This is a genomic window from Butyrivibrio sp. (assembly GCF_015056685.1).
Lineage (GTDB): Bacteria > Bacillota > Clostridia > Lachnospirales > Lachnospiraceae > Butyrivibrio.
Genome location: NZ_SVFW01000032.1, coordinates 24,455 through 47,279, shown reverse-complemented (window position 1 = coordinate 47,279; position 22,825 = coordinate 24,455). Strand labels below are relative to the sequence as shown.

Below are 22,825 nucleotides of genomic sequence, written 5' to 3'. Positions count from 1 at the left end.
TCACTATGCCTACACTTACAGTTCGTCTGCTGTTCTTGCAAAAATAGTAGTCTTTATATGTGTAGTAAACCATAAATTCATAAGTGCCCATACCTTTGGATAGATCTCGGCTGCGTCCATTGACAAGAAAGTATATTTTTTTGTCATTTCATTCCCCAAATGTATAATCTCAAATCTACTTTACGTGGCGCCAATCTGTTACTTACTATTCTTTAATATGGATGTGATAATATGTATATGTTCAAAACATTACTTATACAACATAGGAGAATCATATGTTTTCATTTAACAGAGCCTATCCCGAAGATGTTAATGTTTCATCTTCTGCCATTAAAGATCTTCTGGAGTTTCTAGATAAAAAAGAAATCCCAATGCATTCACTACTTATCATGCGAAATGACAAGCTTATATTTGAAAAGTATTACGCCCCATATGAAGCAGCTACTCTCCATCGCATGTTTTCCATAAGTAAGAGCATCACCGCTCTTGCTGTATTTCTTTTGATAGATAAGGGGTTAGTTGGTATCGACAACTCTATAACTGACTATTTCCCTGAATACACAAATGAGTCCACTCGCCAGTGGATAAAAGACACAACCATAAGAAATATGCTCGAAATGAGGACCTGTCACGCTTCAACTACCTATAAGGTGGACATGAAATCAGACTGGGTAGAGAGCTTTTTTACAGTAGAGCCAACCCATAAACCGGGAACAGTTTTTCACTACGATACTTCTGCAGCCCACGTCTTAGCCGCACTTGTTGAAAAAATGACCCAGATGCCAATGCTTGATTATCTGAAAGAAAACGTATTTAACTACATGGATTTTAGTAAGGATTCATACATGGTAAAAGATCCTTTTGGTGTATCTATGGGCGGAAGCGGCCTCGTGGCAACTCCTATGGATTTTATGAAAATTCTGTATCTTATCGATAAAAAGGGAACTATAGAATGTAATGATGGAGTCACAAGAACTCTTTTGCCCTCTGACCTGATAGAGCTTGCCACATCCAATATCAGCGATACCGTCATGACAGCTCCAATCCCAGGCGAATCCCAGGGCTACGGCATGCAGATCTGGCAAAATGAAAAGGGCGGCTATGTCCTCTACGGAATGGGCGGTCAGCTAGGAATAAGCATTCCTGACAAGAATCTTTTGGTGATCACAACCGCTGATACACAGGGAATTCAGGGTGGTAATCAGGTTATTTATGATGGCATCTATCAGTTTCTTTTACCTGGGATTGATGAAAAAGAGCCTGTCGGTCGCTTAAAAGCCCCATCAGAGGACTACGAAGATCTTGTAAGCTATGCAGACACTCTTTCCATTGCACCGCCAAAACTTGCATCTAATCACTCCTATACAAAGTACAGCACAAAAAAATTAACATCTGATCTGCATCAGACCTATGCGCTTTTGCCAAATAAACAAGGCTTTACTAAAATGCAGTTAGATATTTGCCCAGGTAATGCGCAGAGCACGATCACATTTTTTACAGAGGACCCTGCACTTAAATCAGGTGCTTTTAAGCTAAACTTTGGTCTTGAGCACATGGAAGAAGGCATATTCCCAAAGTATGATAATCCATACACCGCTGGAGCCGTTTTCCTTCGTGAAAACGTGCTGTATATCCGTTTCCATCTGATTGGCGAAAGCGTTGGTTCCATCCGCATGGAGCTTTACTTTGGAGATAACGATATCACGATATTCATGCGAAAAATTGAAGAGACTTACTTCAAAGAATTTGACGGTCATTTATATGGAACATTGGAGAATTAATTATTTATTTAGGTTGGATTTAGTTTTGGCAAGTATCCTTTCCTTGTAAAACGCAAGGAAAGGATTTTATTATGTCTTCAAGTATTCAGGGAATAAGTACATACCAGATGCAGCTTCAGTCCTTAAGCACGAAAGTCAATGAGCTTTCAAGAGCTAATAACCTATCATCTCAGGCTGCCGCTGCTGCATTAGAACAGCAGGTATCAACCCTCTATAGCAGAATAAATGCAATCAAGTCATCTAACACAGCTTACATGCTTAAACAGTCTGCATACGCTTATAATAAAAATGCCCAGCTTCTAAACCAGGAAACTTCATCATTTGAAACCCTGGCGTAAGAGAAGTTTTTTCCAATATTACTCTTAATTGGTGCTGTTTTACCTTTTACCTGGTATCTCATCCTTGGAAAGCAAGACAACTCTCTCATCTGTAAAGTCTTTGTCCCAACCAAAGAGAAATTCGATGCAATTAGTCCGTGCCACCCTTATCCTTTTTATCGTCAAGCTTTCCAGCCTGTTCGGCTATCTTTTTATCTTCACGTTTTACGCGCCTTTCAAGCTTCTTGATGTCTTCAGAAGGTGGAAGATTCTCAGGTTTAATACCTCTTTCCCCAAGCATTTTCCTTACCGAAGTATTATTGTCTATATGCTCTACTGTTATAGATTCTTCTCCATATAAATCCTTCTGTTCCACATTGTAGTTTGTCATCTCCGTAGCAAGATTCTTTGCCGCTATAGTGAGTGTGGGTAAAAAATCAGCCAGCGGTCTGTTATCACCAACACCAAGTCTCTCCTTCATATCTCTTGTAGTATAGCCACCAAAAAGAGCCTGGTCTCCTTTAGATCTGATACGTCCAAATCCAACATCATCAACGCCACGCTCATAGATATTCTGCGAAAGGCGCTTCTCCGACTCTTTCAACTTCTCACGTGCCTCAGCACGTTCCATATAAGCTATACGTTCCTCAATGAGTTCCTGCTTCCTTGTCTGAACTGCAAAGTAGCTCTGAGCGAATGCAATCTGCTCCTTTCTGGGGTCACCATTTTCAGCTATCAAATAGCATGCATAGCGGGTAAGCATGTAATCACCAACTTCGCGGCATCCACCTTTGCCAATTTCTATCATTTTACTGACTTCAACAAAATGGTCATCTACTTCAATTCCATTGTTCTCACATGATATTTTGGCTTTTGCAACTATTTTCTCAAAGTTCTGCCATTTAGCATACTCAAGTAATTCCATTATTTCTCTCGCATACCAGTAATCCACGCCATCTGTTTCATGTCTAATGTCATCAAACTTTTTCTTGTAAGTTTCAATTGTTCTCTTTTCCATAGTCATCCTACACATAATAATCATTTTACTGACGTCAGTAAAATGATTCAACGCCAGTATTTATCAACATTTTCTTATTTTCAGCCAATCACATTTACGTCATTTTCAAGGTCAAAAATTTTGACCTCAAGTTAGCAATTCATTCTCCACAGCCTTTTCCTGCATCTTCTTCAGTTCCTCGTAGTACGCCTTGTACCTATAAGCTGTCCGGCGACTGATTGCACCCTTGGCAACAATCTCCATGATTGTCATTCCACCTTCATATTGAATCACGAAGTCGTTGTATGATCTCATCCAATGCTCATCATGCTTCTGTCTTCCAGCAAACTTTTTGCTCTTATAATAATCAAGTTCTCCTTTTAGCTTGGCATTCTCTTCTTCAAGCTCTGCGATTCTTTTTAAAGCATCTTCAAGTGTTGTGATCATTGCTCATCTCCTCCTGTGTCAATTTTCTCATGGCACAATTATATAATCGTAGTGGTGCGGTGTCAATTTCATTTTGTCACTCAGGCAGCTTTGTCCTGACACTGATCACATTTTGTGCCGTTGTCATGTCGATGCTTTGTAAATTTTGCAAATGCCTTCATTACTTTTTTGACATCAGGTCGCGGAGTCACTTCTATAAGATTAGCAACCACCTCCTTCGCCACGATGTAATCGCATCTGATTTTTTCAATCTTACCCAGAACTACATCCGCATACTTTTCAATCAACCCTGCAAGCAAATCAACGCATCTTAAAAATGCTCTGCACCTCCTAGCGCAATGCTAGCAGATACATGTAAAATCTATTATCAACATTGGTAAAATGTACGTAAAAAAACTCGTGACCACCAAATACCGATAGTCACGAGTTTTTATTTATATCATCTGAAAATGTTTTAAAGCTCCTTCAATCGCTTTAACCTTTTCTTCCGGGCATCCCGGTTGCTTGCTGTTTTCTGATTTTGGCTTATTGTAATTCTCTCTTTCTATAATCCCATGTTTCTGCTTCACCTGAGCAATGTTCAGATTTGTCACATGAAATCCATAGTGTTTATGCACCCATTCTTCGATTTCCTTGTATGTGGCCTTTGTCTCTGCACTTGTAGCATCAATCTCATCAAGATTTATTTATATCTCGATATGATCATCAGGCTTTTGTTGGGACAGAAGAACAACCGTCTCTATCGACCTTGTAAAAGGGAACATATCCACCGGAATGGCCTTCTCAGCATTGAAGCCATTCTTTTTTAATACACCAAGATCCCTTGCAAGAGAATCAGGACTGCAAGATATGTAAACAACCTTCTTAGGAGACAATATCTTAAGAGACTCGATAAATTCCGGCGTAGATCCTGCTCTTGGAGGATCCATAAACACTACATCAACCTTATCTCCTGACGCTGCCATCTGCTGCATAAATACAGTGGCATCATTGTTATAAAAAGTAATATTATCTATATTGTTTATCTTGGCATTAAGGTTAGCATCCTTAACAGCATCTTTGTTGAGCTCAACACCAATGACTTCTTTAACATGAGGGCTTGCAATTATTCCAATTGTTCCAACACCGCAGTAACAGTCAAGTGCCACCTCATCACCTTTAAGTTCAGCCATTTCAATCGCTGTATTATACAAAACTTCCTGCTGAACAGGGTTTACCTGGTAAAAAGATTTAGGACTTATCTTAAACTTCATTCCACAGCAGATATCATAGATAAATCCGGGACCATACATTGGCTTTTCCTTATCACCAAGGATCATGCTGGTCTGCTTATCATTTACATTAAGAACAATTGTTGTGATCTCAGGATGAGCCTTTCTAAGAGCTTTTACAAAGTTATTCTTGGAAGGAAAAATAGGAGAAACCGTAACCAGAACAACCATGATCTCGCCAGTGTTCTTACCAATTCTGATAAGCACATGGCGAAGAAGGCCAAATCCGTTATCCTCATCATATGTCTTGATCTTAAAAGATTTAAGCATTCCACGGATAGTTGCTATGATAGCGTCTGCCTTCTGATCTTCCAAAAGACATGAATCAATAGGCACTACCTCATGAGTTCCCTCTCTATATATTCCTGAGAGTGGATTACCCTTTTTGTCATGAGTAAAAACAGCATGAACCTTGCATCTGTAATGCTCAGGCTCTTCCATTCCAACAAAAGAAGCAACTTTAGTATATGGCTCAAGAAGTTCCTTTACATGAGCATGTTTCTGTCTCAGCTGCTTATCATATGGAGTGTCGATCATCTGACAGGCACCGCACTTCTTAAAATACGGGCAACGACTTGCAGAACGAACTTCATCATTTCGTCTCGTATCCGTTTTTCCTTGCCTTAATGCCTTGGCCATTCTGCCATTTGCCGGTACACTTTTTCTATCCAGACTGCTTCTTTTTGCTAATGTTTTTTCTTTTATCTCATTATCTTTCTTTAAGACCGTTTTTTTTCTATTTCCAGTTTCTTTTCCAGGTAATGTTTTTTTATTACTTCCACTAAATTTCTTCTCAGCCATAGTTTCTCCTACTTTTTAAGCAAAAGAAAAGGGGATTACTTAATCCCCTTTTCAACTATCTCACTCTTCATAATCATCCTGACTGGTCTCAAACTTCAGTTCAGGCATCTCAAGTCCATCGCTCTCTTTAACAACTGAATCGCTTCTCTTGCGAATGCGCTCGGTGTTTTTCTCCTCGCCATAGTCCTTGAACTTAATTCCCTCTATTCCCTGAGCAAGAGCCTTGGCACGAGCTATCTCCCCTTTGTTAATCTTAAACGTGCAGACAATCTTGCTTCCGCTTCTGTCGAACAGTCTCTGTAAAAAAGACTTATCCTGCCACTCAATGAAATAGGAAATCCTGTGAGCAAGAAATCTTTCTTCCAGTTGTTTTTTGCTCTCTATGCTATAAACTCTGCAAAATGGTATCTCATTATTAAAAACCTGATTATTCTGGATTATTGATGACATAACAACCTCACATTATATCTATTTGAACAGAAAACTCCTGCTCCAAATATAAATTATAGCGTAGTAAGCAATTTCTTTCAAATCTATTATGCAACTACGTCATTCTGGCGAAAGATCGCGTTCTTTCTTGGCTCAAGAACAAAAAGAAGAATCATTCCCAAAACGTAACAGGAAATAATTTCTCCGGCACCAACTGTTAGTGTAAAGAAAAGAAGTGTTCCGGGAGCTTCATATACATGCATAAGTACCTGTGGAACAATGATCATATTGGCAACGATTGGTGGAATAGGGCAAAGCCACTTAGCAACAGGGTTCTTAACCTTTTTAGCGATCAAATATGTAAGAACCGCACCAATCAATGTAGCAAGTGATCCAAATACTGTATCAAGAAACATACATCCTGTAAGTGTATTACTAAGTATGCATCCAAGAAAAAGACCAGGAATTGCTGCTGGTGTAAAATAAGGCAGAATAGTAAGTGCCTCTGAGAAACGCACCTGAACAGCCTGATTAGCAAGTCCCAGTGCATTTGCAAGTAATGTCAAAACGACATAAAGTGCTGCAATCACTGCAGCCTGAGTGATAAATAATACCTTTGTGTTACGCATAAATTTCTCCTTTAGTTTTGTTTTGTGTCAGGAAGGTCTCGAACTGACATTTTTTAGTGCAACGTATGCTATAATAGCATTAGTTTTTGCTATTGTCCACCACTATTTTACGAGGTTTTTTATGAAAAGAAACTACAAATTTATCATAAGTTATGATGGAACACGATTCTATGGTTGGGAAAAACAGCCTGGTAAAGAAATGACTATACAGGGGAAGCTCGAAACTGTTTTATCCAAGATGACAAACGCACCTGACGATTCGCCTGTCAGTGTGATAGGCGCAGGAAGAACTGATGCTGGTGTCCACGCAAGAGCTACAGTAGCCAATGCGATCCTCGATACTGACATGACTGAAGAAGAAATCCAGGTCTATATGAACACTTATCTTCCCGAGGATATAAGCGTAAATGAAGTAAGAATCTGCTCTGACAGATTCCATGCCAGATACAATGCCCTCGGAAAAACCTACCGCTACACCGTATGGTATGGCATCTCAAAGCCTGTTTTTGACAGGAAGTATGTGACTGTCTTAAACCAAAAGCCTGACGTCAACAAAATGCGCGCTGCAGCGCAATTCCTCATCGGTACACATGATTACAAGAGTTTTTGCGGCAATAAGAAAATGAAAAAATCAACCGTTCGCTGTGTAGACACCATAAACATCGAAGAAAGTGGCAATTACATCCGCATATATTTCCACGGAAACGGCTTTCTCCAGAACATGGTACGTATCCTAACAGGAACTCTTTTAGAAGTTGGATACGGCAACATCCCTGTTGATTCAGTAAAAGAAATCCTTGAAGCCTGCGACCGCCAGAAAGCCGGTCCCACTGCACCACCTCAGGGACTTTGCATGATGAAGGTAGATTATTAACTCTCCCTAATCTACAGCAAAAAATAGGCGTGTGAAAAAATCATTTTTTCACACGCCTTCTATTATCAAATATTTATCTTTGCAAGAACATTGGACTTTTCAGCGATCACTTCTCTAACTGCCACGTTTATCTTTCCTGTCGCCATTCTCTTGATATATATTACAAGCTTTCCATCTACAGTCTTTCTGTAATTGGCTGTATAAGGTGTAAGATCTGAAAGATCACCGTTATCAATTCCTGCCAGTTCTCCTGCTCCTGTAACCTGTACAAGAATATCTTTTTCAGGAAGATTTTCAGGAACCTTTACTATAACCTGATAAATGTATCCAATCTCTTTGTGGTTCTCAATAAACTCTGACTTAAGGTTCATATCGCAGCAAAGCTCAGGCTTCCAAAGCTCCACTGTAACTTCATCAGATTTCTTTTGTGTAAGGCCAACGCCTCCCCAAAGCTTACTTCTCTCAAAGAACTCTTCCTTGGCAAAGCCTGCTGTTGTGATGAATCCGGCAGATGAACCTCTCACCGGCCATCCCTGTGCCTCGCCTAAATAATCAATTCCTGTCCAAAGGAACTGTCCACAGACATAGTCATTGTCCTTTACCACTTTCCAGGCTTCAGGGCTGTGACCATTCTCGCTTCCAATGAAGGTCTTTTTAGGGAAACGCTTGTGATCCTCCTCATACAAGTGCTCTTTGTAGTTATATCCCACCACATCAAGTTCATCAATAAATCCAATCCTTGTTGAAAGCTCAGGGAATGCTGCTGCAACAGTCACAGGTCTTGTAGAATCCTCATCTTTAACTATGGACACAAGCTCTTTTGCTATGACAGCAAGTCTCTCCATGTTAGGCTTATTTACATCGTACTGTCTCTCAGCTGCCGGTTTGTTGTTATCATTGTTACCGGTCATCTCAGAGAACATAGGATGACAATATGGGTCATTGGGATAATCAATCTCATTACCAATACTGTAAAGTATTACAGAAGGGTGATTGCGGTCTCTCCTTATCATAGTGCGAAGGTCGATCTCATGCCACATCGGGAAATCTTCATAATATCCCTGATGCTTTGGCGGATACACGTTATGACCAGTAGACCATTTATTCTTGGGATTTTCCCACTCATCGAATGCTTCATCCATCATCATAAAGCCAATCTCATCGCAGAGATCATAAAGCTCAGGCATATGAGGATTATGACTACATCTGATAGCGTTGCAGCCCGACTTTTTAAGGAGCTCAAGACGTCTTCTCCAGACCTCTTTTTTCATGGCAGCTCCAAGGCACCCTCCGTCATGATGAACGCAGACACCTTTGAACTTCATGCTCTTTCCATTAAGTGAGAAGCCCTTATTGGGGTCAAAAGAAAAAGTTCTGATTCCCACTTTTCTGGTATCAACAAGATAGCTCTTTCCATCCACTGAAAGCCTTGTCTCTAAGGTATAAAGATATGGTGAATCCGGAGCCCAGAGCTTAGGGCTTTTAAAAGAACCGGATAAATCTATAATTTCTGTTTTACCCTCTGATGCAGAAAGCTCTCCCTGCATTACAAGGGCTATTTTTCCATCGTTGTCAAGAAGAGTACTCTGTGAAATGACTTTGGTCTTCTTTTTCTTGCCAATGCCGGCCACACCGCAGTAGATCTCATTTCTTACAGAAACCTTGGCAACTGTTTTTTTGCCGTCCTTCTCAACGCTGTCACACTTAAAGAAAACGCCACCTACAACAGGAGCTACCTGCTCAGAGATCATGAGGGTAACCTTACGTGTTATACCGCTTCCTGTAAACCATCTGGAATCAGCGATGTCTGTGTGGACAACTTTGACGCTGATCTGGGTAAGCTCATCTCCAAAGCTTGCCTGACCTGAAATGTCATAGGCAATCTCAGAGTAGCCGTATGGTCTTTTGCCCATAAAGTAGCTGTTGACCCATACATAGCTGTTTTTATATATACCATCGAATACGAGAGTGATCTTTTTTCCTCTGTATTCCTCGGGAATACGGATACTGATCCTATACCAGGCTATTCCACCGCGAAGATAACCCGTTCCACTTGAATAATCCTTGGAAAAGGGTGAAGTCACAGAAAAATCGTGAGGAACAGTTACGTCCTCCCAGCTACTGTCATCGTACCCCTTGTACCATGCATCTTCACACTCTCCGTAGTGAAATTTCCAATTGTTTGTTAGAGTTAATAGTTTAGTATCCATAATTCCTCACAAGGAAGTTCTGCTCTCAGCCTATATCCGGCTCATCCTTTAATTCTATAGTATCTTTATGCTTGCCATCTGTCTCAAAGACAATGATCTCGTTTTCGCCGTCTTTAAGCAGTGGTGCAGGGATATATAATCTCTTCTGCGGTCCAATCTCCCAGAACCTGCCAAGATTAAATCCATTTAAGAATATAACACCTTTTCCCCATCCTTCAAAGTCCAAAAATGTATCACCTTTTTCTTTTACGTCAAAAGTGAATCTGTAAAAGGCCGGTGTTCCCTCTTTGTACTCCTTATTAAAATCGATTTTCTCAACATTATCAAGAGGAAGTGTATAAATATCCCAATCATTGTGGATATGTCCGTTGATCTGAACACATCTGCCTATGCCCTTGCGCTGAGTCTCCATACGAGGTCCGAAGTTTACTCGTCCCATATTCTCAACAAGGACATCGAATTTCTCATTAAGTCCTGTAAGAGTTCCGGTAGAAAGACCTGCTTCTCCAATTGCAGCAGCTGCTGTTTCAGGAGTCAAACCTCTTTCCATCATGAATTTTCCGGCAAGCATCTGTGCAGGCTGACTGCAGGCAAGGAACTTCTCCATAGGAATGTTATGTTCTTCATCAAGTTCGTGATCATAGAGCGTGATAAGAGGATTCTCATCCACAAAAACATTGGCCCTGTCTGCTGTTTCCCACAATTTAAGCTTGGCAATTCCTGCTTCTGAGTGAAGTCTTGATCTGTAAAGGATGTAACCGTAGCTCTGGTCAAGCTCCTCCATGTTTACAGTGTATGGAAGATGTACAGGTGTGCTAAGATCATCAACCACAGAGAAAAGACTTACCTTTTCCTTACACTCAAGCTTTCCGTAAGCTTTTCTCTTAATATCCATAGAAAACTCAACTTTTGGAACATCAACATACTTTGAAATAACTTCTTTATATTTCTTATATTTCTCTGTGATCTGACCATCCTCTGTAAGGATTCCGTCATAATCATAGCTTGTAACATCAGGTGTGAGCTCGTTGTAATAATTAGAGCCATTCATGAATCCAAAGTTTGTGCCGCCCTCAAACATATAGATGCTGACATTTCCAAGCTCAAGCATCTTATCGAGGTCCTCTGTACTCTGAACAAGATTGCCCTTCATATGGCCGCCGTTGCCCCAGTGATCAAACCAACCAACCCAGAACTCAGCACACATAAGTGGTCCGCCATTTGCATAGTCTTTTATGACATCAAATCTCTCTTCCGTCTTAGAGCCAAAGTTACCTGTAGGATGAGCACCCTCAGCGTAGCCACCGCGGTAGCTCTCATGGTATGGTCCGTCAGATGTGATAAGAGGCACAGTAACACCATATTTTTTCATGAGATCAGACATGAACTTCATGTACTCATGATCATTTGCGTAATATCCATATTCATTCTCAATCTGCATGAGAATAATATTTCCGCCATTATCAATCTGGTACTTAGTGATCTTTGGTAAAAGAACTTTATAATAATCTTCTACAGCATCGAGGAATGGCTTGTACCTTACTCTAAGGCGCATATTCCTGTCTTTTAACAGCCAAGCAGGAAGGCCGCCAAATTCCCACTCTGCACAGATATATGGTGAAGGCCTTATTATAATATAAAGGCCAAGTTCTGTGGCAGTCTGGATAAATTTTTCTACATCACAGAAACCTTCAAAATTGAACTGGCCTTTTTTAGGTTCTGTGAGGTTCCAGGGAATATATGTTTCGACCGTGTTGCAGCCAAGAGCCTTTAATTTTTCAAGTCTGTCTCTCCAGTATTCAGGAACAGTTCTGAAATAGTGAAAAGAACCGGATATAACCTTAAATGGTTCTCCGTTAAGCATAAACGTATCTTTGATCTCAAATTTTCCCATAATATAATCTCCTATAAAGCTTGTTTTTATCCTTATATATCCACATTTTCACCCAAAATATAAATATATAAAGATAAAAGCACAAAAATCAGAGCGTTTATTATATCATAAAAAATGTTTATTTAAAGCAAAAAGGGAATACTGTCTAATTAACAGTATTCCCTTGTAAATTGCTTATAGGATGTTCTTAGCTTAACAAGTTATTACTTGTAAAGAGCATCGAACTGAGCCTGAAGCTCTGCTGTAACGTCATCAACACCTGCTGTCTTAAGAGCTGCCTGCATCTCAGCTACGATATCCTCAGCACTTCCGTTGTAAAGGCCGTAGGAAATCTGCTTCATGTAGTTTGTATACTGCTCGTTACAGTTATCAATCTTACCCTGGATGCTGTCTACTTCAGGAACGAACTGACCATATGGATAGTCAATCTTGATCTTGTCATATTCAGCATAGAGCTTATCAATAGCATCCCAGTTTCTTGTAGCGTCCTTGATCTCAAGGTCGTCGTTTCTGCCCCACCAGTAGTTTGTCATACCGTTAATGTTCTCTGTCTCAGAGTTGTATGAAGCTGGTGTTGTACGAAGTCCGTTAGAATCAAGTTCCCATGACTTTCCTTCAATACCATAGCAGAAGAGCTTGTAGCACTCAGGATCGTTTCTAAGAAGGTCATAAACCATAAGAGCACGCTCTGGGTTTGCACTTCCTGCAGAAACAGCCATAGCACCGTGTGTAATTGAAAGAGCTACAACGTTCTGAGTCTCTTCGCCCCAATAGAAGAATCCTACTTCAGCTTCCGGATCATCCTGGAAAATTGTGTTTGCAGGAGTAGCTGAGCAAAGATCTGTCCATGTCTGTGTGTGGTGCTGTTCTACAGCAACATCGCCTACACGGAACTCATCACGGTTACTTCCTGATGTGTTGTTAAGTACGTCTGTTGGCCATATACCTGCTTCAGCCCATTCCTTCATGAGCTTAGCATACTCAACAAGTGACTCTGTCTCTGTCATAGCAGGAACAGTAATTGTATAAAGGTCATCCTTTGTACCGCCCCAAAGAGCACCTGAGCAGATACCATCAATTGGTACGAAGTTTGTATGAGATGCAATCCAACCGTTAGCCATCTGTGAATACTGTGTTCCGTCTGAATCCCAAACATACTTAAGATCTGTCTTGTTCTCTTTGCACCACTTAACATATGTTGTCATATCTTCCCAGCTATGAACACCATTTGCAAGTCCAGCTTCCTTAGCCCAGTCAAGACGATAGATCCAGCCGTGGTTTGTCCACTGTGCATAATTGTCTTCAGGGATAAGATAGATCTCACCATTGTATTTGCAAAGTTCCCAGTGATCTGCAGGAACGCTTGCCCATGTCTGAGGTGCATATGTCTTAAGCATATCCTCTGAGAGCTCAAGGAAAGCACCATTCTTAGCATTTGGCCAAGCATCAAGCCAGTCAGATGCTGTACCTACAAGGTCTACACTTCCATCCATACGAGCAAGTGTAAGGTTGTAGTTTGAAAGATAATCTGTCCAAGGAATATAGTAAATCTGAAGTTCTGCATTAACCTTTTCTGTAAGGATAGCATTGAGCTTATCAAGCATCTCGTTAAGGTTAGCTTCCTTCTCACTTCCTGCCTCTGGCGGATCACCAGTTGTCATATAATTGATTACAACGTGTTCAGATGTGTCGATTGCAGCAGCGTCTGCGCTTGCAGATGAATCTGTGCTCTCTGTGCTTGTTGTTGACTCTGCCTGTGTAGCAGTTGTGTCACTACCAGTTGTTGTGCTCTCTGCTGTAGATGAGCCACAAGCAGCAATTCCCATTACCATGCTTACGCTAAGTAATGTTGCTAATAACTTTTTCTTCATTTCTTTCCTCCTTCTTGATGATAAGAAAATATGTATCTGAATCCGCAAAGCGGATTTCATTTAGATTAATACCTTGACTGCTAAGGAAGTTAAACCTCACGCAGTTCGGTTTAACACGTTCGAACTAGGCTCGGAAGGGCCTCGCCAAGTTCTCACAGCTCAGCCTTTTACTGCTCCTACTGTTATTCCGCCGATGAAGTACTTCTGGACGAATGGGTAAAGAAGTACGATCGGACCTGTTGCAAGTACTGCGTTAGCCATCTTTACACTCTGCTCAGGAATATCTGTAAGTGTTACATACTGTCCTGCAACTGAGTTACGGAGCGCATCAAGCTTATTAACGATCTCATAAAGTGTGTACTGAAGAGGCTTAACTGTTACCTTGGCTGTAAGGAAAAGAGATGACTGATACCACTCATTCCAATAACCAAGTGCAAGGAAAAGACCTATTGTTGCAAGTGCAGGCTTGATCATAGGAAGGATAAGATAAACAAATACTGTCATATCTCCTGCACCATCTATTTTTCCTGACTCTGTGATCTCATGAGGAATCTGCTTGATGAAGTTCTTCATAAGAATGATGAGCCATGGTGACATCATAAGCGGAAGCAAAACTGCAAGGTAGCTGTCAAGGAGCTTATACGTCTGTGTCATAAGCAGGTAGTAAGGTGCAAGTCCTGCGCTGAAAAGACTTGTAAAGTAAATATAGAAAGAGATTGCATTTCTAAGTGGGAAGTCTTTTCTCTGAAGGGCGTAGCCTGTCATCGCAATGATCAAAAGTCCGCAAACTGTTCCAATAAGTGTCATCAAGATTGTAAGACCATATGACTTCCAGATATTACCGCTTCCAATAACCATCTCATAAGCTTTCAGGGTAAAATCTCTTGGAATGAGCTGAACTCCATGAGTTCTGATATATGATTCACTTGTAAAAGAGGTTCCGATGATAATAAGGAATGGGAATACGCAGGCAATTGCATAAAGAGTAACAAGTACATATCCAAGGCCTCTTACAACGTAATCCGATTTTCCAAGTTTAATCTTGGAGTTTCCTACTTCAAACTCCATATCTTTACTTTTTGCCATTTCTCAATTTCTCCTTTTCTTAGAATAAAGAGTAGTCAGGATCTATCTTCTTAACCGCAAAGTTAGCAAGCATAACGATAACAAAGCCAACTATTGACTGGTAGAAACCAACCGCTGAAGCAGTTGAGAAATTGAAATCTGACATTGTAGCTCTATAAACGAAAGTCTCAATAATATCTGTTGTCTCATAAAGAACTGAGTTAGAACCTATAATATTCCAGAACAGTCCGAAGTTACCTCTAACGATTCCACCAAGTGCAAACAAAAGAAGAATAACAATTGTAGGACGAAGTGATGGAAGGATAATGTATCTGATACGCTGGAAAGCATTGGCACCATCAACCTTTGAAGCCTCGATTATCTCAGCATCAATACCACAGATAGCTGCAAAGTAAACAACTGAGTTGTAACCTGTCTGCTGCCACAAGTGGATCAGAACAATGAGCCATGGCCAAACTGTCGGATCTGAATACGGCTGCCATTTTGCCTTACCAAGTGCTGTAAGGATTTCGTTAACAAATCCTGTATCGTAGTTCAAAAGGGAATATACCAAAAGACCTACCAAAACCTGGGAAATAAAGTAAGGTAAAAACATAAGTGTCTGCGATACCTTCTTAAACATCTTGGCTCTGATCTCATTAAGCAGGATGGCTATAAGAACCGCTACCAGGTTACCAAGAATAATAAATGCCAGGTTATAAAGAACTGTGTTTCTTGTCAGGGAAAAGAGCTTTCCTGATTCTGCAAGGAATTCAAAATTCTGAAGTCCTACAAACTTACTTCCAAAAATGCCTTTTCTATAGTTGTACTTTACAAAAGCAACCCAAATACCAGGCATAGGCATGTAGCTGAACATAAAGAAGAATACTACAGCCGGTAAACACATAAGTTCAAGGACTCTGTATCTCCATAATGTCTCTAAAAGACCACGTTTTCTGACTCCTGTAGAAGTTGTCTTGTTTCTTTTTATCATAATATCCTCCTACTAATACTCTTTCAGTTGCAATATTTCACGGCACAGCCCCCATATTGTGCATTATTACCTTGTGCAACCGATTTCATAATATTATTTAAACACAATTACCATATTATTTCAACGCGATTTTTGAAACCGATTGCATTTTTGGCGATATGCAACAAAAAAACGGAGTTATTATGTCAACTCCGCCTGTTTTTTGTTCAAAATGCCAAATCACGTATGATTATTGTATATAATTTCACAAACCCTGAAACCATTTATACATCACCAGCAAGTTTCCCTGAACTTTCTCTGACCACCAGCTTAGGGGTTATCATCTGTGTCATTTCCACATCTTTTCCCTCTGCTGCAGCCACTGCTGTCTCGATAAGAGCCCTTCCATAGCCCTCATAGTCATAATCGATACTTGTAAGCTTTGGAATAGTAAGCTCAGCAATATAAGTGTTATCAAAGCTCACAAGGGATATATCTTCCGGAATCCTGAGTCCATGCTCTTTGATTGCCCTTACTGCTCCACTGGCAGCAAAGTCATTTATTGCGATGATCGCCGTCGGTCTCTCTTCAAGGTCCAGCACTTTATTTGTGCATTCATATCCCGATTCAGGATCATAGGTGCCGTTTACCACATACTCTCCTCGCTCTTTAATTCCTTTTTTTCTTAAATTTTCCTGGTACTTCTGATATTTGTTGTATGTAGATGCAACTTTCATCTCACCGCCAACAAGAGCGATTTTTTCGTGACCCAGTTCAAAAAGATGCTCCATAAGTATATCCATAGCACTTGATTCATCAATGACCACGCTGTGGACAGGCGCTTTATCAAGCTTTCCGGTGACGATAACCGGAGTCTTTTCGCAGATTCCTCTCACCTTCTCGGCGTAAGAATCATCCGTAATAAGGTCATCTACTCTTCCGCCCATCTGTATGATAGCATCAACCCTCTGCTGCATCATGATATCAAGCTGAGCTCTTTCTCTTTCATTTTCTCCAAGGCTGTTAGAGAGAACTACGCTGTATCCGGCCTTTTCGGCAGCAAGTTCGCAAGCCACAAAAAGAGCTGAATAATAAGGATTTCGCACATCAGCAGCTATTATACCTATATTCTTAGTAGCTGTGTCTGACAATCCCTTTGCCAGGGCATTTGGCTTAAAATTATATTTTTCAATTATCTTTTGGATTCGTTCTTTCTTTTCCTTGCGGACAGATGCGCTTCCATTGAGCACACGAGAAACAGTGGACGCAGATACTCCTGCCTCCTCTGCAATATCATAGATTGTTATGGTTTTTGCGGTATTCAGCTTTTCTTTTTCCATAAGAAACTCCGTCTTGGGGACTGTCTGAAACCGATTTCAAATTTAATATTACGAAATATGCTTTTTATTGTCAATATGGTAAATGAATTCAATGCAAAAGAAAACTGCTATTATATCCTTCACTAGATATAACAACAGTTTCTTGATAAATTATTACTTTTTCGTTATTGCTGAAACCCCATATATACACCCGGTATATCGTCTTCTGTCAAATGGAATCGCTCGTGATTTTCATCAGCTTCCGCGGTCTCCATCTTAACAACATTGACATAGCCGTCATTGATCATATCCACCATGTACTTCACAATAGATGGATCAAATTGGGTTCCGGATCCCTTTTGGATTTCCTCGATGATCTCATCCTTGTTCAAGTGCCTTCTGTAAACACGGTTACTGGACATAGCATCATAGGAATCTGCCACACCAACTATTCTTGCATACAGAGGGATAATGTCTCCCTTAAGTCCATCAGGATATCCTGTTCCGTCATATCTCTCATGATGATAAAGAGCTGTCTCTCTGACTCCTCGAAGAGATGAAAGCTGAAGCAGCATTTTTCCGCCCGCTACAGTGTGGTTTTGTATAAGCTTTCGCTCTTCGTCTGAAAGCTTACCGGGTTTATTCAAAACAGCATCAGGAACGCTTATTTTACCTGCATCATGAAGCAGTCCTGCGTAATATATGTTTTGTATCTCATCCTCAGAAAGTCCCATTCTCTTGGCAATCTCTGCCGCATACATGGCAACTCGTCTGGAGTGGCCTCGTGTATATGGGTCCTTGGCATCAATGAAGTTGATGAAAGTATTCATTGACTGGAGTATGATCTTCACATCGTTGCGCTGTCGTTCTTTGTAGTTTCTGACATTAACTCTTGTAACTAAAAGACCTACAAATGCAATGAACCAGACCATCAGAAGGATAAGTATCACCTTTTTAGCGATATCCGTCATTTCAGAGGATATCTTATATCCCTTAATGTTTATCTCTGTAGGAGTAAAGACCTCGTCTGAATTAACAATTATTCCAAAAGCAATATTCTCACCGGAATATATAACATTATTGTAATAAGTTGGTCTCAAAAGAACACATTGTCTCTCGGAATCATATACCGCTTCGGAACCCCAATAATTCTCAAGGGTTGCATCAGAAGGCAGATCTATTTTTACTATCCAGTTGGAAAGATTACTCTTTCCGGTATTATAAATTTCAAAATCAAACTGTGAAGAATAGCCACTTACGCTTTTCCATGTAGCAGCTCTGCTCACGCTGGAATAAAACTCATCTGACAGCCTCGCCCCTGTAAGACTGACAGTTTCGTCATAAGCAGAAGAAACATAATTCCTCGCCACTATTTCAAGCGTATAATAAGCCACCACAAGAATAACGAATAGCGACAAAAAAACAGTCACCAGTTTTGTAGTTTTACTTAATTTCATTCCCCATCACCTTCTATTATCAGCCAAATGGTGTTGTCTCTTTTGTATATACATGAGTTCGTCAATCGCTATCTGGAACTGCTTAACAGACATGGAGTTAGCAGGATTATATATCATACTTCCCATACTTATCTCAAGCTTGTATGGTTTCTCGCTCTTATAATTCCAAAGCTCCATCTCATCATCAATCAGTTCAATTCTCTCCTCCAGCTCATCCTGAGACGAAATATTACTTATTACGCAAAATTCATCTCCACCAAACCTTCCGATGGCTGCATCGTCAGAAAAAACTTTGTACAGGATAGCTGAAACGATTTTCAGTGCATAATCCCCCTCATTATGACCATATGTATCATTAATTTCTTTAAACCTATCTAAATCCATCATTATAGCAGAAAACTGATGTCCTGTAGACAGTGAATTCTTAATTCTGTTCTCCATAACGATATCGATACCCCTTCTATTAAGTGCACCGGTAAGGTAATCAATATCAAGATTTTTAGTCTGAAGATAGAAAAAGACTATGAGAATACCTATAGTTATTGAGGCATAAGTCATATTCATATCTGTAAAGAATATCTGCAGGAAAGCTCCAAACATGGCGATCAAAGGAAATGCCAAAATCGGCTTAACATAGCCTGTATATATTGCATTATAGTTGATCAGCACATACACAGATACTAAAACACAGAGAAGTAGCACAAAAGCTCCCCTAACCAGGAAGTAAGGTCCTCTTACATAGTTCATGCCATCAAAATAGTAGAACCAGTCAAGATTAAAAAGTACTGAAATAGTAACCAAAACAAAATTCAGACCCATAAATATCCTGTAAACAAGAGTGACTTCTTTTTGAAACTTTGCTTTCGTTTCATCCAGCCAACAGTTTATATATAGTATGGTAAAAAGATAATCTGCAGGATCAAGGGCATAGATAATATAATATCCAATCTTCATCCCGATCGAATAGTTCTCGGGATAAAGCTCTCCAATATGACCAACAGTTTCAGCTGCGACAAGAATAAAAGTCATCACAACAAGCTGAACAAAATGCTCAGCTGATTTTGTATTAATTGTCTTACCCTGGAAAATGAGAACAAGAATCAATAACAGTGCTGTATAAAAATTTAAAATGATCCAACCTGAAATAGCCAATAAAATGCCCATTTTTGCCTAAACTACTACCTATATTACGCTCCCATTATACTAAATAGGGTCCAAAACTTTGTGATAATTTATAGAATTTTTATGCTATTCTGCAACTTTATTTCAATAAAAAAACCTACCCAGGAAAAGATATTTCTTTTTCCGGGTAGGTCTTAAAATATCAAAGATTATCTCTGGATACGACCTGATCCGTCTCCACCTGCAAGCTTGTTAACTTCGTCAACAGTTACAAGGTTGAAGTCACCTTCGATTGTGTGCTTAAGAGCTGAAGCAGCTACAGCGAATTCGATTGTTGCCTGAGGATCGAACTCATTTACGCAGCTGTAGATAAGTCCGCCACCGAATGAATCACCGCCACCAACACGGTCAACGATACGAAGAGCATATTTCTTTGAGAAATAAGCCTGTCCATCTGTGTAAAGCATTGCGCTCCAGTTGTTATCATTAGCTGAGATTGACTCACGAAGTGTAATAGCAACTTTCTTGAATCCAAATCTATCTGTGAGCTTCTGAGCAACTTCGATGTAGCCCTCTCTGTTGAGCTTACCTGTTGTAACGTCTGTAGAAGAAGCAGCGATTCCGAATACATCAGCAGCATCCTCTTCGTTTGCGATACAAACGTCAACATACTTACAGATCTCGCCCATAACCTTTCCGGCTTTTTCCTTGCTCCAGAGCTTACCTCTGTAGTTAAGGTCACATGAAACTGTAAGTCCATGCTCTTTAGCCTTCTTAGCAGCCTCAAGAGTGATCTCAGCAAGTGAATCACTTACAGCTGGAGTAATTCCTGTGAAGTGGAACCACTCAGCACCCTCGAAGATCTCATCCCAATTGAAGTCTGCAGGAACAGCCTCAGCGATTGCTGAATGTGCTCTATCATAGATGCACTTTGAGCCTCTCTGTGAAGCACCTTTCTCGTTGTAGTAGATACCTACTCTGTCGCCACCTCTTGTGATCTTAGATGTATCTACGCCATATTTTCTAAGTGAGTTAACTGCAGCCTGTCCAATTTCGTGCTTAGGAAGCTTTGTAACGTAAACTGAATCAAGTCCGTAGTTTGCAAGAGAAACAGAAACGTTTGCCTCTCCGCCACCAAATGTAGCCTCAAGATGATCAACCTGAACGAATCTTAAATAGTTATCAGGCTGAAGACGAAGCATGATCTCACCAAATGTAACAACTTTCTTTGACATAATAATTAATTCCTTTCATTACTGCACTAAAGTGTAGATTAGATATATGTGTTAAATGTTTTAGTAACAAAATTACTCATTCTTGCCAAGGTGAACAGCAAATCCGCCGAAATCATCAGCAAGATAAGCAACCTTAAGATGATTGTCTGCATCATATGAGAATGAAGACTCATCAAACTTAACACCCTGCTTAGAAAGATGATATACAGCTCTGTCGATGTTATTGCATCCAATAGCAATGTGTCCGCATGTTCCACGGCCCTTAGACTTCATAACTTCTACAGCTGATCCAGCAAATACAGAAGAATTGCCAACTTTCTTTGTAAGACCAAAGAGAGCATCAAACTTATCTGCAACAGCCTCAGCAGCCTCAGCGCTATCCTGGTTGATTCCGATGTGCTTAAGCTTGAAACCAAGCATAGCATTTACAGCGTCTCTTGTCATAGCTTCGATCTCATCAAACTTACCTGCAGAAATGAGGTCCTTCTTAACCATCCAGCTACCACCGCAGCAGAATACTTTGTTGAAGCTGAGGTAATCGTTAAGGTTGTTCTTGTTTATACCGCCAGTAGGCATGAAGTGCATCTTTGTGTAAGGTGCTGCCATAGCTTTGATCTTTGCAATTCCACCGTTCTGCTCAGCAGGGAAGAACTTAACACAATCAAGACCAAGTTCGATAGCCTGCTCAACTTCGCCAGGTGTTGCTGTTCCGGGAACAACAGGTACTCCGATTGACTGAATGTACTCAATGTTTGATCTGTTAAATCCAGGGCTTACAATAAACTTAGCTCCTGCAGCCTTTGCTCTGTCAGCCTGCTCAGCATTAAGTACTGTGCCTGCACCAACAATCATCTCAGGGAATTTCTGAGAGATGATCCTGATAGCTTCCTCAGCAGCTGCTGTACGGAATGTAACCTCAGCAGCAGGAAGTCCTCCCTTTATAAGAGCTTCTGCAAGAGGCTCAGCATCCTTTGCATCGTCGATAGCGATTACTGGTACAATACCAATTCTGTAAAGTTCTTCACAAATCTTATCCATTTTATTGCCTTTCTATAATAAAAAAATTGTTAACCTATTAAAACATGATTGATTTTGATCCAATTTTAATCAACATCCTGGAACTTTGAAGGATCGAGGTTACTTGGATCCTGTCCGATGTATGCTGAAATACCACCATCAATATATACAACCTGACCATTGATAAAGTCAGAAGCAGGTGATGCAAGGAATACAGCAAGTCCCATAAGGTCTTCTGTCTTGCCCCATCTCTGAGCAGGTGTCTTTGAACGGATGAATCTGTCAAATGGATGCATTGATCCATCAGGCTGTTTCTCACGAAGAGGTGCTGTCTGAGGAGTTGCAATGTAACCAGGTCCAATAGCGTTACACTGGATATTGAACTGACCATACTCTGAGCAGATATTTCTTGTGAGCATCTTAAGTCCGCCCTTAGCTGCTGCATAAGCAGATACTGTCTCACGACCAAACTCAGACATCATTGAGCAAGCGTTGATGATCTTTCCGCTTCCTTTCTTGATCATAGCTGGAAGTACAGCCTTTGAGCAGATGAAAGGACCTGTAAGGTCAACATCGATAACCTGCTGCCACTGATCTACTGTCATATCTATCATAGGAATTCTCTTGATGATACCTGCATTGTTAACAAGAATATCAATTGTTCCTACGTTCTTTTCAACATCAGCAACGAATTTCTGAACCTGATCTTCTTTTGTTACGTCACAAACAGCTCCGAAAGCATCGATTCCAAGCTTTTTGTACTCAGCCATTCCCTTGTCAACAAGTTCCTGATTGATATCGTTGAATACTACTCTTGCTCCGCTCTCTGCAAAAGCTACTGCATAAGCAAGTCCAAGTCCATAAGAAGCACCTGTAACCCAGGCAATCTTACCTTCAAGTGAAAAGTTCTTTAAAAAATCCTGCATTTTAATACCCTCCTATTATTAAGCTATTGTTAATTATTTACGTTCAATTTTTTATCGCAGCCATCTAAAGATATAACCGCAAAACTCTCAAATTTACATCAATGATGTCATCTCACAATCATCCATGTCATCGAAGTCCTGATTCTCTCCGACCATTCCCCAGATGAATGTGTATGCCTGTGTTCCACAT

General features: G+C 40.3%; 21 protein-coding genes. 3 read left to right on the top strand and 18 right to left on the bottom strand.

The window, feature by feature from the left end:
• Positions 1 to 15 precede the first annotated feature (15 nt).
• Positions 16 to 147 (bottom strand): hypothetical protein, encoded by a 132-nt coding sequence (locus E7303_RS12060; RefSeq protein ID WP_292145564.1) that lies wholly within the window; start codon positions 145 to 147, stop codon positions 16 to 18.
• A gap of 128 nt (positions 148 to 275) precedes the next feature.
• Between E7303_RS12060 and E7303_RS12055 the strand changes: the two genes are divergently transcribed.
• Both E7303_RS12055 and E7303_RS12050 read left to right on the top strand, forming a co-directional pair.
• Positions 276 to 1,781 (top strand): serine hydrolase domain-containing protein, encoded by a 1,506-nt coding sequence (locus E7303_RS12055; protein ID WP_292145563.1) that lies wholly within the window; start codon positions 276 to 278, stop codon positions 1,779 to 1,781.
• Between the two features lie 71 nt (positions 1,782 to 1,852).
• Positions 1,853 to 2,119 (top strand): hypothetical protein, encoded by a 267-nt coding sequence (locus E7303_RS12050; RefSeq protein ID WP_292145562.1) that lies wholly within the window; start codon positions 1,853 to 1,855, stop codon positions 2,117 to 2,119.
• A 130-nt stretch (positions 2,120 to 2,249) separates the two neighbouring features.
• Here the strand turns inward: E7303_RS12050 and dinD are convergent, their stop codons facing one another.
• From dinD to E7303_RS12020, 6 genes are all read right to left on the bottom strand, one after another.
• On the bottom strand, positions 2,250 to 3,116 hold the full coding sequence (gene dinD / locus E7303_RS12045; protein ID WP_292145560.1) for a DNA damage-inducible protein D: 867 nt from the start codon (positions 3,114 to 3,116) through the stop codon (positions 2,250 to 2,252).
• A gap of 126 nt (positions 3,117 to 3,242) precedes the next feature.
• On the bottom strand, positions 3,243 to 3,542 hold the full coding sequence (locus E7303_RS12040; RefSeq protein ID WP_292145558.1) for a resolvase: 300 nt from the start codon (positions 3,540 to 3,542) through the stop codon (positions 3,243 to 3,245).
• A gap of 80 nt (positions 3,543 to 3,622) precedes the next feature.
• Complete coding sequence (locus E7303_RS12035; protein ID WP_292145557.1) at positions 3,623 to 3,841, bottom strand: hypothetical protein; 219 nt, start codon at positions 3,839 to 3,841, stop codon at positions 3,623 to 3,625.
• A 387-nt stretch (positions 3,842 to 4,228) separates the two neighbouring features.
• Complete coding sequence (rlmD, locus tag E7303_RS12030) at positions 4,229 to 5,614, bottom strand: 23S rRNA (uracil(1939)-C(5))-methyltransferase RlmD (protein ID WP_292145555.1); 1,386 nt, start codon at positions 5,612 to 5,614, stop codon at positions 4,229 to 4,231.
• A gap of 60 nt (positions 5,615 to 5,674) precedes the next feature.
• On the bottom strand, positions 5,675 to 6,064 hold the full coding sequence (locus E7303_RS12025; RefSeq protein WP_022775573.1) for a hypothetical protein: 390 nt from the start codon (positions 6,062 to 6,064) through the stop codon (positions 5,675 to 5,677).
• Positions 6,065 to 6,150: 86 nt separating this feature from the next.
• Complete coding sequence (locus tag E7303_RS12020; RefSeq protein WP_292145553.1) at positions 6,151 to 6,672, bottom strand: QueT transporter family protein; 522 nt, start codon at positions 6,670 to 6,672, stop codon at positions 6,151 to 6,153.
• A gap of 121 nt (positions 6,673 to 6,793) precedes the next feature.
• Here E7303_RS12020 and truA point away from each other — a divergent pair, with 121 nt between their 5' ends.
• The gene (gene truA / locus E7303_RS12015; protein ID WP_292145551.1) at positions 6,794 to 7,546 is read left to right on the top strand and encodes a tRNA pseudouridine(38-40) synthase TruA; all 753 of its coding nucleotides are present in this window, start codon (positions 6,794 to 6,796) and stop codon (positions 7,544 to 7,546) included.
• A 65-nt stretch (positions 7,547 to 7,611) separates the two neighbouring features.
• Here the strand turns inward: truA and E7303_RS12010 are convergent, their stop codons facing one another.
• The 11 genes from E7303_RS12010 to E7303_RS11960 all read right to left on the bottom strand — a co-directional run bounded on the left by E7303_RS12010 (position 7,612) and on the right by E7303_RS11960 (position 22,635).
• Positions 7,612 to 9,756, bottom strand: coding sequence for a glycoside hydrolase family 2 TIM barrel-domain containing protein (locus E7303_RS12010; protein ID WP_292145550.1), 2,145 nt, complete (start codon positions 9,754 to 9,756; stop codon positions 7,612 to 7,614).
• Between the two features lie 25 nt (positions 9,757 to 9,781).
• Complete coding sequence (locus E7303_RS12005) at positions 9,782 to 11,650, bottom strand: glycoside hydrolase family 35 protein (RefSeq protein ID WP_292145549.1); 1,869 nt, start codon at positions 11,648 to 11,650, stop codon at positions 9,782 to 9,784.
• 203 nt (positions 11,651 to 11,853) lie between these two features.
• The gene (locus tag E7303_RS12000) at positions 11,854 to 13,521 is read right to left on the bottom strand and encodes an ABC transporter substrate-binding protein (protein ID WP_292145548.1); all 1,668 of its coding nucleotides are present in this window, start codon (positions 13,519 to 13,521) and stop codon (positions 11,854 to 11,856) included.
• A 159-nt stretch (positions 13,522 to 13,680) separates the two neighbouring features.
• Positions 13,681 to 14,607 carry a carbohydrate ABC transporter permease gene (locus E7303_RS11995; RefSeq protein ID WP_292145547.1) on the bottom strand — a complete coding sequence of 309 codons (927 nt, stop codon included), beginning with the start codon at positions 14,605 to 14,607 and terminating at the stop codon, positions 13,681 to 13,683.
• Between the two features lie 19 nt (positions 14,608 to 14,626).
• Positions 14,627 to 15,580, bottom strand: a complete 954-nt coding sequence (locus E7303_RS11990; protein WP_292145546.1) for an ABC transporter permease — start codon at positions 15,578 to 15,580, stop codon at positions 14,627 to 14,629.
• Positions 15,581 to 15,843: 263 nt separating this feature from the next.
• Positions 15,844 to 16,899 carry a LacI family DNA-binding transcriptional regulator gene (locus tag E7303_RS11985; protein ID WP_292145544.1) on the bottom strand — a complete coding sequence of 352 codons (1,056 nt, stop codon included), beginning with the start codon at positions 16,897 to 16,899 and terminating at the stop codon, positions 15,844 to 15,846.
• Positions 16,900 to 17,063: 164 nt separating this feature from the next.
• Positions 17,064 to 18,335: an HD domain-containing phosphohydrolase gene (locus tag E7303_RS11980; RefSeq protein WP_292145543.1), complete on the bottom strand. Its 1,272-nt coding sequence runs from the start codon at positions 18,333 to 18,335 to the stop codon at positions 17,064 to 17,066.
• Between the two features lie 6 nt (positions 18,336 to 18,341).
• Positions 18,342 to 19,499 (bottom strand): GGDEF domain-containing protein, encoded by a 1,158-nt coding sequence (locus E7303_RS11975; protein WP_292145542.1) that lies wholly within the window; start codon positions 19,497 to 19,499, stop codon positions 18,342 to 18,344.
• Between the two features lie 167 nt (positions 19,500 to 19,666).
• On the bottom strand, positions 19,667 to 20,692 hold the full coding sequence (locus E7303_RS11970; protein ID WP_022775591.1) for a sugar kinase: 1,026 nt from the start codon (positions 20,690 to 20,692) through the stop codon (positions 19,667 to 19,669).
• Positions 20,693 to 20,764: 72 nt separating this feature from the next.
• A complete protein-coding gene (locus E7303_RS11965; RefSeq protein ID WP_292145540.1) occupies positions 20,765 to 21,730 on the bottom strand; it encodes a bifunctional 4-hydroxy-2-oxoglutarate aldolase/2-dehydro-3-deoxy-phosphogluconate aldolase in 966 nt (321 codons plus the stop codon).
• Positions 21,731 to 21,795: 65 nt separating this feature from the next.
• Complete coding sequence (locus tag E7303_RS11960) at positions 21,796 to 22,635, bottom strand: gluconate 5-dehydrogenase (protein ID WP_074886498.1); 840 nt, start codon at positions 22,633 to 22,635, stop codon at positions 21,796 to 21,798.
• Positions 22,636 to 22,825 lie beyond the last annotated feature (190 nt).